A 13,524-nucleotide genomic window follows, 5' to 3' on the forward strand; every position below is an offset into this window, starting at 1 on the left:
ATTCTATTGTGCTCCTAAATTTTAAAGATTCAAATTTAGTAATTAAATAATAGCCCCCGTTTTTGGGTTCTATACTTTCTAAAAAAAGTCATTGAAACTACTCTGAAATAGCAGAGACATTCCTAGTTAAAACCCCCTGAACCCCTACAAAATTTATCCTCATCGACGAACAGATTACAATTTTTAAATACTAAAAACCAATAAGAAGCGTTATTTATAAGCTTATACCCTAAAGAACCTAGGTGTGTAAATAAACCAAACCACTAAATGCCTACTTATGAGTACGTTAAAGAGTTCCATACGCTATAAAAAAGCGTTAACACTAATCGTCCTAGGATTAGTTATGTCCTCTCTTTTTGCATACGTTTTACCCACCGTTTTTAACCCCGATGACAAAAAACATGCTGAAAAAGAAAGTGCAGAAATACTTGCAAATACGCATCCACTAATAGGTATTTCGGATAATGTTGTTTTTTGCTCTAATGACAATAGAGAATTACATGAAATTTATCTATGTGGTGCCTCAGACGAAAGGCTTTTAGACCTTAATATCTCAGATTTAAAACAAATAACTTGGGCTAAATTAGATAATACCAGTTGTAGTACCTCGCAAAACAATTGCCCCAATACTTCTCCTAGTTGTACTTGGAGCCAGCTAGCAACAAATACACAATACAATATAACCCAAGGTGGAGAATATAGAATTTTTATTCAATACACAGACAACACAACAGAACGTTTTTATTTTAATGTATATGCTAACGGACTTAATCCAAATGCCGTCGTTACAAATATAGATTGTGGTAACCCTGGTAATATTACAGTAAATAATGTTCCTGCTAGTTACGAATACAGTATTAACAATGGAGCTTCTTGGCAAGATTCTAACATTTTCCCAATTAGTACCGTTAGTACATACGCAATTCAAATACGTAATAAAAACTTATCCAATGGCTGTGTTTTTAATTTAGATGATATAGCTGTAAACAACAACAGTTTTAATGCAGCATCAACTATTCTACCAATTACGTGTAATACATCTAAAGGAGGAATTAAAATTGATTTAACAGATGCCTCATCTAGTTATATATATGAAATAAGCCAAGGAGGAAACCTTATAAGTTCTTCTGGACCAATTGCTAGTAACACTTACACTTTTAGTAATTTAGACTCTGGTAGTTATAATCTAAATGTAACATTATCTAGTGTATCTAATTGTTCTTGGGCAGCATCTTCTACCGTACCTGTTTTTACAACAATACAACCCAATGCTGTTGTTACTAAAAATATTGATTGTACGGATGGTATTATTACCGTGGCTCCAACAGGAGGTACAGCGCCTTATCAATATAGTTTAGATGGTGGTACAACTTACAACGCATTTACTTCTGGAAACCAAACTACTATACCTGCCCCTACTGCTGGATTATACACAGTAACGGTTAAAGATAGTAGCGGTTGTGAAATCGATGCTTCCCCAGTAAGCATAATCACAGAATCAGAAATAATATATACTATAATTCCAAAAGCCGTTACTTGTAATGGTACAGATGACGGCAGTGTAACTGTTGATATTACGAACCCTCAAGGATATTCTACCACATACAGTATAGATGGTAGCACCTTCCAAACATCTAATGTATTTAGTAATTTAGCTAGCGGTTCTTATACCGTAATAATTAAAAAAGAAAAAGCAGGGGGATCTTGTGATGTTACAACAACTTCTGTTGATGTAGACCCTAGTTCTGCATTCACAGCCTCTGCATCTGTAACGCAACAAATAGATTGCACTAATGGTTCTGCTACTATAGAAGCCGCTGTTACATCTGGTGGTAATGCTCCTTTTGAATATAGCTTAAATGGTATTGATTTTCAACTTAATACTGACTTTACTGGTTTAGGTTCAGGCACATTTACAATTACCACTAAAGATGCAAACGGATGTACAACAACTGTAAACCAAGTGGTTAATGCTGGTTCTAATCCTTCTAATATCATTTTTACTACAAGTGATATTGATTGTTCTACAGGAGCTACAGATGTGCAATTAACAATAGAAAATGGAAATGCTCCATTTACATATAGAACAACATCACCAACAATTATAAACGCTCCTGATAATACTTTTAATGGATTATTACCAAACACATATACTTTTGAGGTCACAGCTGATGATGGTTGCATAATTGTTAGGAACTTTACCGTTCCTAACCCTATTGGCTTTAGTGTTAATTCCTCTGTAAAGAAAAATGTAAGTTGTTTTGCTGCTGGTACTGCTGATGGTAGTATTGAGGTTAGCGTTAGTGATTACGACACTTCTTTCGATATAGTTGTAGAAGATAGTACAGGAACGCCTACAGGGTTAGGTGTATTAAACGCCACAACTTCCCCTATAACCATTTCTGGCTTAGCAGCGGATACGTATACATTACGAATTAATGACGCAGCAAGTGCTTGTCAAAAAGTAGAGACTCTAGAAATTAAGGCGCCTACTAGTGCTTTAGTAATTGATTCTTTTAGTGTTGCACATATGAACTGTGGAACAACAGGCGGAATAACAATTGAAGCCTCTGGCGGGTGGAATAATTATGCATATTATGTATTACAACCAGATAATACGCCTACAGCCCCACAAGCCAATAAAAACATTACAGGTTTAACACAAGCAGGAACGCATACTATAGTAGTGACAGATATAAATGGATGTGTATTAGATTCCGAAACATTTGTTTTAGAAGATCGTGGAGGGCCAACCTCAACAGTGGATATTGCTGCCTCTAACTACTGTTATAGCACAGCTACCAAAGGAGAATTAAAAATAGATATTACCAGCGGTGACGCTCCCTATTTTTATACTTTAAATAATGGAACTCCTATGCCGATAACTGGGGGAACTTTTACCCTGTCTAATCTAACACCAGACGATTATATTGTAAAAGTTATAGGTAACAACGGATGCGAAACTATAGTTGCCGACACCAAAATTAGCGGTCAGTTGTTTGCTTTAGCGCAAATAACAAAACCATTAGGGTGCGGTACTTCGCCTGACGCTGTTATACAAGTAAATGCACAAGAAGGTTACCCAGACTCAGATTATATATATGAAGCTAGTACAGATGGAGGCGCAACATATAGTAGTGTAACTATGCCTTACTCAACTTCTACAGCCGCAACCTATACTTTTAAAGTAACAGATAGTAAAGGCTGTGTTACCATAACAGACCCCGTTACAACCATAGTTGCTCCTACTTTAACCTCTAGCCATAATGTATCTGATACAGCTTGCGGAAAAGACGGAACTGGTTCTGTGGAACTAGTTGTTTCTGGAGGAACACCTCCATTTTTATATAGTTTTGATGGTAGTAGCTATACTACTCAAACTTTATATACTAATTTAGATGCTACTACCTATACTTATGGTATTAAAGATGCGCTTGGCTGCGAATTAATAGGAGAACAAGTTATTGTAGGTGCAGAGGCTTCAATAACCGCCGATGTTACTAAAACAGATATTACTTGTGCTGTTTCTGGTGGTACGCAATGGGGTAATACTAATGTAAACAATATTCAAAATGCTACTGGCTTAGTAACTATTAAACTAATAAGAGTTAATAGCCCTGCTGCACATGCCGCTGGTACTGCTAGATATTGGACTTATAGAGAATATAAAAATGTAGATATGTCTACACATCCAAGTGGTTATGATATTAGAATGTACTGGCCACATCATTTTTACGTAGAAGTTGAAGATGAAAAGGGCTGTGTCTATGAATCCGATTTATTTGAAATTGAGCAGCCTGCTTTACCATGGGTTCAAAAACCACAAGTAAGTTTAGAGCAATCATGTGCAAGTGGTGCTACATTCGAGGTTGAAGTTGGTGACCCAGTAGGATTAGTAGGCCCATTTAAATATCGTATATGGCCTTATGACGAAGACAATCCACCGTCTTGGAGAGAATTTAATGACGCTTCTAACCCTGTTTTAGGCCTAGATTCTGACCCCGTAGGTTTTGAAAGAGACCTAAGAGTTAGTGGGCTTCTTTTTGGTGTTAGTTATGCTATTGTACTGTACGACGAAAATACAGGATGCCAGCGCTGGCGAAGTTTAGGTGTAGTCCATAATCCAGAGCCACCAAATACTAATATAGATGTAATCTCAACTCCTCAAAGTTTATCTTGTTTTTCAGGATCCGATGGAAAAGTAAAATTCACCGTTGCTGGTGCAGGAGATAATGATTTAGATGGCGTACAAACAGTCAATTGGAGTATTAGACATACAAGTGATAGAGGACCCGTACATGACTCTCATTCCTGGATACCTTCTTTTAGAAGAAGTGGAACAGCAAATGATGGCGGATCTGGAGGAGATATTGAAATTGATTTAACTGGCTTAAAATTAGCATGGTATGTGGTTGAAGTTACTACTGAAGCAGGTTGTAGGTCCGGAAATCGATTCTTAATTTATAGACCAAAGTCTAAACTAAAATTAGAACTAGACCAATATGTTCCAGCAACATGTAATATAGGAGCTCAAATATCCGTAACAGCCAAAGGTGGATGGGACAATCAGCGCTATTTTAACATCAGAAACAAACTAGATCAAACTGGTTGGCATGAATATGAATATGCCTTTGTTGTAGATGGTACAGTACCTGTAGATTCAGATTTTGGCCCTGATAGCTTTAAAACAATAACTCCCACAGCTTATGACGGCACTAATAATATTTACCAAGTGTATGTTCGCGATGGTGGTGGGTGTGTAGAAGGTTTAGGAACCCCTATTACTATTACTAAAGATGACGAACCTGTATTAGACACAATAGATGTAACTAACAGATGTACTTCTACGAATGAAATTTATGATATTACAGTTAGTCTATCCAACCTAGGAACTAACCCAACAAATACTACTCCAAAATATATTTGGGATGGTGAAGTAACGAATTTATCGACTAAACAATTAGGTCCAGGAACACATGAATTAGAAGTGAGAGATGAAAATGGTTGTTCTTTTAAAGAAAACATATTTATTTACCCACAAATGGTAAGCAAAGCCAATATTAGTAGTGTTGAGCTATGTGACCCTTTAAATAGTGGAGAGGTAACTATAGAAGTATACGGCGGTTCAACCGATTATACGTTCATACAAACTGTTCCTGCTGGCCCAACAAACACTACAGGTATATTTCCAGGATTAACAAATTCTGTTAACTATGAGTTTACCGTCACAGATAATCTATCTGGTTGCCCTATACAAACAGTATACGCAACATTAGATCCCCCTACACAACCCAATTTTAAAATACAGTCCATACAACATGTTACTTGTAACGGAGCTGATAATGGTAAAATAGTTGTAGAGCAAACACCTGCCACAGATAACCTAGATGTTACCTATGAATATAGCAAGGACGGTATTACATACCAAGCCTCTAATGTTTTCGAAAATCTAGCTCCAGGTCCATATGACATACGAGTAAGATCTGCCAAAAATTGTGTACAAACACTAGTTACGGAAACCATTACAGAACCTTCCGTATTAACCTTAGAAACACCAACAGTATCTACCTTTGCATGTAATATAACTAACGGATTAGGGTTAGCTACAATTACTACAGGAATTAATAACGGAAGTGGTACTCCTACAGGAACAGCGCCCTATAATTACAGATTTAATAGCAATAGTTTTAGTGCGTCCAGTACTTTTTCTATTCCTTTTGAAACTATAGCACAAAGTGTAATCATAGATGTTGTAGATGCTAATGGTTGTACAGACCAAATTACAGTCATCGTTCCTGCTGCTACTAAAGTAACCGCAAGTTACACAGAACTAACAGCTATGAATTGTATAACGGATGCTAGTATAACTATCAACGGAACTGGTGGAAGCGGTATGGCAAATTATAGTGTAAAAGAACTGCCTTCTGGTAACTTAATAAATAGCACTGGTTCAGGAACCGTAACTATTCCGGCAGGAAACCCCGGCACCTATATTTATGAACTAACAGATACTGTTACCGGCTGTACAGCACAAGTAAGTTATAAAATAGCACCTTTTGATACTATTAAAGTCATAGCGACTAAAACAAATGACATTACATGTTTTGGAGAATCTAATGGCGGAATTTCTTTTACCACTTCTGGATTTGGAACAGGATTTAGCTATGAAATTTACAATGCAAATAACTTAACTACTCCTTACGTAGCTCTTACAAACAGTACAAGTACTGCTGCGATAAACAATAGTACGCTACCCGCAGGTACTTTCTTTATAAAAGTTATAGATACGGATACTGGATGTAGTCAAAATTCTGATCAAATTTCTATTCAAAGTCCGGTACAGACTTTAGACTTTACCTATTCCATTACCCATGAACTTACATGCTCTCCAGGTACCGATGCGCAAGTAACTGCAACACCAGAAGGCGGCTGGGGTACGTACGAATTTGAGTTAGTTAATCCTAGTATTGGAACACCAATACAATCTTTTGATGCTAATAATGTGTTTAGCGGATTAACTTCTGGCATTAATTACGAATTAACCCTTAGAGATGCTAATGGTTGCAGTGATGTAGAGATAATTACAATACCAGAAATTGATGTGATTACAGTAGACCCTGTAACAATAACAGCTACCAATCCTTCTTGCACAGAAGCAGATGATGCTAGCATTACAGTTATTGCTACTAGAACAAATGGTCCTTCTAGCTACCAATACGTCTTAAACAATGAGATTACTGGAGTTAGCGGATTACCACAAGTCAGCAATATTTTTTATAATTTATTCGAGGGAGACTATTCAGTAACCGTTATAGATGGCTATGGTTGTGATACTACAACAGCTACTATTCAAATTGTAGATCCATCCGAAATAAAAATTGATGGTGTAATAAGCCAAGAACCTAACTGTGCTCCTAATTCTGGAGAAATTACGGTATCAGCCAGCGGTGGCGGAGGCACTTATGAATATAGAATAATTTTTCCTACTGCTAATGTAACTCCATGGAGTAATCAGCAAGTATACCCATTATTAGCAGCAGGATCCTACGAGTTTGAAGCACGTGATGCAGCTAACCTTTGTGTTTCTCCTATTACAGTAATACGAACCATAAACATAGTAGAACCATTGGCTATAACAGTAAATAGAGACAATACTATTATCAACTGTTTTGGTGAAATGGATGCTGTCCTAATTGCAGAAGCAACTGGTGGTTTAGGAGGTTATCAATACCAATTAGAAGCTGGTGGTACACTACAAGGAACCCCTCAAGATTCTGGAATTTTTGAAAATTTAGGACAAGGAAGTTATAGAATTTTAGCAACCGGAGGTACTAACTGTAATGTGTATTCTGAAACTATTACTATATCGGAACCTGCGCTATTAAATGCTTCCATTGCTAACAAACAAGATATTAAATGTTTTGGTGAAGAAGATGGAAGTATAGAAATAAGTGTTAATGGCGGAAATGCACCATACCAATACATTATCTCATCTAGTCCTGAAAAATCTGTAGATACTAATCTATTCGAGGAACTAGCTGGCGGAACATACAGTGTAATAGTACAAGACGCAAATGGTTGTGAAATTGCTGTAAATAACATCGTAGTAGATTCCCCAACAGCAGCATTAAATGCAATTGTTACCCGAGTAGAAGATGAGGTATGTTCTAGTGATGACAATGGAGTTATAGAAGTAAGCCTTTCTGGAGGAACTGCTCCATATGAATACAATCTTTCTAGTCCTGCAGATGCATACACTAGTGTAGGAAGTGCTACTTTACTTTTAGACAACCTAGATGGTGGTTTCTATGAAATTTACCTTAAAGATGCCAATGGATGCCAATTTGTATTAGTCCAAGAAGTAAAAGTAGGTTCTAATCTTTCTTCGGAAATAGATAAAATAAATGAATGTATCGATGGTATTCCTACTTATGGAGTTTCTGTTATATTCGATGATAGCACTTTAGATACCACAGAAATTGTATTCGATTTAGATGATCCAACACCAAACAACCCAGATGTAGCAAATGCGCAGTCTGATACTAATTTCTCAGATATTACCTCTGGAAACCATACGATAAGTATAGTGAATTTAGGTACTGGTTGTGTTGAGGTTAAAAGCTTTTCTATTGAAGCTCAAGAACAATTAGTTTTAGCCACTAAACCAGGCGAAATTAATGAAATAGTTTTAGAAGCAACTGGTGGTGATGGAAATTACACCTATTATTTTGATGATGAAACTAACGCTACTGGTTCTATGTTTGTTAACCATACTGCTGTATATATTGCAAAAGTAATCGATGGAAAAGGGTGCGAAACTAGTATAGAAATACCTATGGAATTTATAGATATTGAAATTCCGAATTTCTTTACACCAGATGGCGATGGAAATAATGACACATGGGTCTTTAAGAATGTAGAAGGGTTCCCTAATCTATGGGGAGCTATCTATGATAGATATGGTAGGCAAGTTAAGTATTTTATAAAACAAGGAAATTGGGATGGATCATACAACAATGTAGATTTACCTGCAGGAGATTACTGGTACGTTATTAAACTAAACGGAGAAAATGATGACCGCGAATTTGTTGGTCATGTAACCATCTATAGATAATTATTATCTCTTATTTTATAAAACAAAAAAGTACAGTTATCTACTGTACTTTTTTGTTTTTACTAATATTCCTATTTTATTTCTACTAAAACCGGACAGTGATCACTGTGTTTGGCTTCAGACAAAATTAAAGCTCTTTGTAGTCTATCCTCTAAAGAAGAACTTACCATTCCATAATCTAAACGCCAACCTTTATTGTTATTCCTGGCATTAGCTCTATAACTCCACCAAGAATAGTTATCGGCATCTTTGTTAAAATGCCTAAAACTATCAATAAATCCACTCTTCATAAAATCACCAATCCATTCTCTCTCTACAGGTAAAAACCCAGAAACGTTCTTATTACGAACAGGGTCATGGATATCTATGGCCTCATGGCATATATTATAATCTCCCAAAACAATAATATTAGGGTGTTCTTTTTTTAATTCATTTATATAAGTCTGAAAATCTGCCATATATTTTAGCTTAAAATCCAAACGATCCATATTCGTTCCAGAAGGTAAATACATACTCATTATGGAAACATCACCATAATCTACACGCAAATTTCTTCCTTCAAAATCCATATAATCGATTCCAGTACCATACTGTATATGATCCGGTTTCTTCTTTGCTAATATAGCAACGCCACTATATCCTTTTTTTTGAGCGCTAAACCAATAATTATAAGCGTATCCTGCTTGCGCAAAAACATCTAAATCTAACTGATCTTTATTTGCTTTTATTTCTTGTAAGCATATTACATCTGGGTCTGCAGCTAGCAACCATTCTATAAATCCTTTTTTTAAAGCAGCTCTTATGCCATTTACGTTGTACGATATAATTTTCATAGATTTTCTTGTGTGCCTAAAAATAATAAAATAGGATTTAGTGGATCTATAATTTTAAAAATATAATATCTTATTTTTACATTTTTAAATTTAGAATTAAATTAATGAAAAAGGTAATTGTTTTAATTATATTAATAGGAGCTTCCTATTTTTTATCAGCACAAGGGTCTTCAGAAAATAATGATGAGATTAAATTTAATGTTGGTCACTTTTTAGCTACGTCAACTATTGGTTTTGCATATGAACATTATATAAATGAAGACACTAGTATTGGTGGGGATATTTATTTTGATAATAAAGCAACAGACTACAACGGTAATTTTGGATTAGGGGCTAACATAAGAGCTTATTTTGGCTATGAACCAAGAAGTGGATTTTTTGCGGAAGCTTTTGGTTTATATTATACTGGAGAAGATGATATTCCAGATAACAATTTAGGACAAAGAAATGTTGACTATAGTACCTTAGCGCTTGGTCTAGGAGGTGGTTTTAAACTCGTTACTTTTAGTGAAAGATTTACTGTAGAATTAAACGGTGGTTTCGGAAGAAATATAAGTCCGGAAGATTACCAAGACACATTTATGTATAAAGCCGGCCTATCTGTAGGTTTTCGATTTTAAAAATGTCAACCTTAAATATTCTAGAGTCGCACACAGCTAAGGTTTTACTTAAACCTGTGCGATTACAAGAATATGGTGTAGGTATATTTAATACCATTTCGACAAAATCGGCTTTAAAAAAAAGTCTCAAAAAAGGACTTATTCTCGTAAACGGAAATGTTGCCTCTACAGCAAATTTTATATGTGGAAGAGAAGTAATTGTTCTCTTAGAAGACAAAAAAACTACACCGCACAAAAAAATTACTCTATCCTTAGAAGTCATTTACGAAGATGCGTATTTTGCCATAATTAATAAACCTGCAGGTATTCTTGTAAGTGGCAACTCTTTTAAAACTATAACTAACGCCTTAGAACAAAATATAAGTCCAAGTACTTTACCAGATGCTGTTAATCCCAAACCTGCACATAGATTAGATTACCCAACAACTGGTCTATTAGTAGTAGGTAAGACAAGTTCTAGTATTATTGCTTTAAATAAATTATTTGAGAACAAACAAATAAATAAAACCTATATAGCAATTACCATAGGAACAATGAAACCCTTTGGAACCATCTCTACACCCATTGACGGTAAAATAGCAACCTCTAAATATAAAGTTATAAAAACAACGCCATCTAAAAGGTTTGCATTTTTAAACTGGGTTCAATTATCCCCTGCTACAGGAAGGAAACATCAATTACGAAAACATTTATATGGTATAGGCAATCCTATTTTAGGAGACCCAACTTATGCTTTAAAAGATTTAGAATTAAAAGGCAAAGGGCTTTACTTGCATGCCTATTCCTTAGAATTTACGCATCCTTTTACTAAAGAAAAGGTTCTTTTGGTAAAAGACCCACCTAATAAATTTAATCGCATTTTCGAGAAAAAGTAAAAGGCTGTACAAATACAGCCTTTTCATTATTCTTAAGCAAATTACCTTGATGCAAGCATCGAGGTATTAAACCCACTAGTGGGAATAAATATTTTACTTCATTTTTAAAAGCCAAGTTTTCATATCTACAGCTTTAGAAATAATACTTTTTAAATCTGCGATTGCAACTCTTTCTTGCTCCATAGAATCTCTATGGCGTATGGTAACTGTATTATCTTCTTTGGTTTGGTGATCTACTGTAATACAAAACGGAGTACCATTAGCATCTTGTCTTCTATACCTACGACCTACAGCATCTTTTTCATCATACCTTACATTAAAGTCCCATTTTAAATCCTCTATTATTGCGTGTGCAATCTCTGGTAAACCATCTTTCTTAACCAGTGGTAATATAGCCGCTTTTGTTGGAGCTAAAACTGCTGGAAGTTTTAATACTGTTCTTGTTGTGTTATTTTCTAATTCTTCTTCTTGTAAAGAGTTAGAAAAAACGGCCAAAAACATACGATCTAAACCTATAGAGGTTTCTAACACATAAGGAACGTAGTTCTTATTTAGTTCTGGGTCGAAATATTGTAGTTTTTTACCTGAAAATTTCTCGTGACTTCCTAAATCAAAATCTGTTCTAGAATGTATTCCTTCTAATTCCTTAAATCCAAATGGGAATCTAAATTCTATATCTGCCGCAGCATCTGCATAATGGGCTAATTTTTCATGATCATGGAAACGATAATTATCCTCTCCTAGTCCTAAAGAAAGGTGCCATTTCATTCTATTTTCTTTCCATTTTTCATACCATTCTTTTTGCGTTCCTGGCTGAATAAAGAATTGCATTTCCATTTGCTCAAACTCGCGCATTCTAAAAATAAATTGTCTTGCTACAATTTCGTTTCTAAATGCTTTACCTGTTTGTGCTATTCCAAAAGGAATTTTCATACGTCCGCTTTTCTGAACGTTTAAGAAATTTACAAAAATACCTTGTGCAGTTTCCGGACGCAAATACAAATCCATTGCGCTTTCTGCATTGGCTCCAAGCTTGGTGCCGAACATAAGATTAAACTGTTTTACGTCTGTCCAGTTTTTAGATCCAGACATAGGGCAAGCAATATCTAACTCTTCTATAAGTTTTTTAACATCAACTAAATCTTCTTTTTCTAAAGATTGTCCTAGTCTTTTTAAAATACTTGTTGCTTGTTCTTGGTATTCAACTACTCTTTGGTTAGTTGCTAAAAATTGTTTTTTATCAAAAGAATCTCCGAAGCGCTTTTCTGCTTTTTTAACTTCTTTTTCAATTTTATTTTCAATTTTAGCAACATAATCTTCTACCAAGACATCTGCTCTATATCTTTTCTTAGAATCTTTGTTATCTATTAAGGGATCATTAAATGCATCTACATGCCCAGAAGCCTTCCAAGTAGTAGGGTGCATAAATATAGAAGCATCTAAACCTACAATGTTATCATTTAGTTGTACCATGGCTTTCCACCAGTACTCTCTAATATTTTTTTTAAGCTCTACTCCGTTTTGTCCATAATCATAAACAGCGCTTAATCCATCATATATTTCACTAGATTGAAATACATATCCATATTCCTTAGCGTGGGAGATTACCTTTTTAAATTTGTCTTCTTGTTTTGCCATTTGGCAAAAATAGAATTTTAAGCTAAAAGAATGTTTATTTTAACTGAAATTCTGCCGATGATAATAACCGTTCATCTTCAAACACATTTATTGTGTAAATTCCTGGTTGTAAAGAACCTTCTGGAATAGAAATAAAATCGCATACAGGTGTCTCTTTTCCATTAAAAATAAATTCCACTCTTTTACTATATACGTTTCCGTTTACATTTATAGTATTTGCGTTATCTTCTATAACCTGCTTATTAGGATCTAAGAATTGAAAATAAAGCACTTTATCTTTATTCTCATCTTCTGGATTAGCAACTATAGTTACACAACCTCTTAATTTTTCAATTATAGACGCCTTGTTTGTTTTTATAGGTTTTTCACTACGTAATCTAAAACCACTTCCTGTAGCATTCTGAAGTTTTAAATAGTTCTTGGTTTTCAGCTCGTTATTTAACTCTAATATTTTCTTGCGTTGTAAAGCCTCTGCTTCTGCTAAAGAGTTACTCTTTCCTCTTAAAATTTCGATTTGACGTCTAGATTCTTCATACTTTTCACCTATAAGCATGCTATTATATTTAAGAAAATTATTCTTTAATTTAAGACTATCGTTTTTAGATTCTAATCTTCTTAATTCCGTTTTAAACTCTCTTAATTTTTCTACGGTAAAGTTTAATCTACCGACAGAATCTATTAATTGTTGCACCCTGTATTTAGAATCTTGTAATTCTATTTCATTAACCTCATTGAGAGCAGAAAGTCTATCCACATCTGCTTTCATAATAGTTAAATCCTTTACTAATAGGTCTTTCTCTTGCTCTAAGTAATTAATTTGAGTTTTAGATTGCGCATAACTATAGTAAAAGGCGATAAGAATTCCTAGTACTACTGCTGCCAAAGCTGCAAGTATTACTTTATAATTTATTTTGTTATCTTGACTGTCCATCAGAACAAAGCGG

The 13,524-nt window shown here is 34.8% G+C and carries 6 protein-coding genes; 3 read left to right on the forward strand and 3 right to left on the reverse strand.

Going from position 1 to position 13,524, the window contains the following annotated elements; translation table 11 throughout:
* The first annotated feature begins 277 nt into the window (after positions 1 to 277).
* Positions 278 to 8,614: a T9SS type B sorting domain-containing protein gene (locus QZZ51_RS01740; RefSeq protein ID WP_291865021.1), complete on the forward strand. Its 8,337-nt coding sequence runs from the start codon at positions 278 to 280 to the stop codon at positions 8,612 to 8,614.
* A gap of 71 nt (positions 8,615 to 8,685) precedes the next feature.
* Here QZZ51_RS01740 and QZZ51_RS01745 read toward each other — a convergent pair whose 3' ends face one another.
* A complete protein-coding gene (locus QZZ51_RS01745) occupies positions 8,686 to 9,447 on the reverse strand; it encodes an exodeoxyribonuclease III (RefSeq protein ID WP_291865023.1) in 762 nt (253 codons plus the stop codon).
* Positions 9,448 to 9,551: 104 nt separating this feature from the next.
* On the opposite strand from QZZ51_RS01745, the gene QZZ51_RS01750 reads away from it, so the two are divergent.
* Together QZZ51_RS01750 and QZZ51_RS01755 are read left to right on the forward strand one after the other, a co-directional pair.
* The gene (locus QZZ51_RS01750; RefSeq protein WP_291865026.1) at positions 9,552 to 10,067 is read left to right on the forward strand and encodes a hypothetical protein; all 516 of its coding nucleotides are present in this window, start codon (positions 9,552 to 9,554) and stop codon (positions 10,065 to 10,067) included.
* Positions 10,068 to 10,069: 2 nt separating this feature from the next.
* The gene (locus QZZ51_RS01755) at positions 10,070 to 10,942 is read left to right on the forward strand and encodes an RluA family pseudouridine synthase (protein ID WP_291865028.1); all 873 of its coding nucleotides are present in this window, start codon (positions 10,070 to 10,072) and stop codon (positions 10,940 to 10,942) included.
* Positions 10,943 to 11,035: 93 nt separating this feature from the next.
* On the opposite strand, the gene QZZ51_RS01760 is transcribed toward QZZ51_RS01755, so the two are convergent.
* Together QZZ51_RS01760 and QZZ51_RS01765 are read right to left on the reverse strand one after the other, a co-directional pair.
* Positions 11,036 to 12,580, reverse strand: a complete 1,545-nt coding sequence (locus QZZ51_RS01760) for a glycine--tRNA ligase (RefSeq protein WP_291865031.1) — start codon at positions 12,578 to 12,580, stop codon at positions 11,036 to 11,038.
* Positions 12,581 to 12,614: 34 nt separating this feature from the next.
* Complete coding sequence (locus QZZ51_RS01765; RefSeq protein ID WP_291865033.1) at positions 12,615 to 13,511, reverse strand: hypothetical protein; 897 nt, start codon at positions 13,509 to 13,511, stop codon at positions 12,615 to 12,617.
* Positions 13,512 to 13,524 lie beyond the last annotated feature (13 nt).

The sequence above is a fragment of the Maribacter sp. genome (genome assembly GCF_016744255.1).
In the GTDB taxonomy this organism is placed as follows: Bacteria; Bacteroidota; Bacteroidia; order Flavobacteriales; family Flavobacteriaceae; genus Maribacter_B.